The organism is Pseudoalteromonas sp. GW168-MNA-CIBAN-0100 (genome assembly GCF_040309225.1).
Classification (GTDB): domain Bacteria; phylum Pseudomonadota; class Gammaproteobacteria; order Enterobacterales; family Alteromonadaceae; genus Pseudoalteromonas; species Pseudoalteromonas arctica.
In genome coordinates, this window is the sequence record NZ_JBEOOL010000482.1 from 1 (window position 1) to 280 (window position 280).

Below are 280 nucleotides of genomic sequence, written 5' to 3' on the forward strand. Positions count from 1 at the left end.
CTTAACTGGAGCGGTGCACCTAACACAACCAAATATTATGCGTTAATTATGGATCATAAAGCGCCAGAGGGAATGCATTGGTATTGGACCATGTACAACATTTCCGCCGATAAAACACAAATTAAAGCGGGCGAAACTCTCGGTGAAGTAGGCTCTAATAGCGTAAACGATTTAAACCAATACGCGCCACCTTGCTCTAAAGGCCCGGGTGAAAAAAGCTATACTTATACTGTGTACGCATTATCTGCACCGGTTACCTTTAATAGCGATACAAAAGTAG

Annotated in this window: 1 protein-coding gene; it reads left to right on the plus strand. The window is 42.5% G+C overall.

The window, feature by feature from the left end:
- Nucleotides 1-48 precede the first annotated feature (48 nt).
- A partial coding sequence (locus AAEY62_RS22050; protein WP_502935546.1) for a YbhB/YbcL family Raf kinase inhibitor-like protein occupies nt 49-280 on the plus strand: 232 nt, incomplete at its 3' end.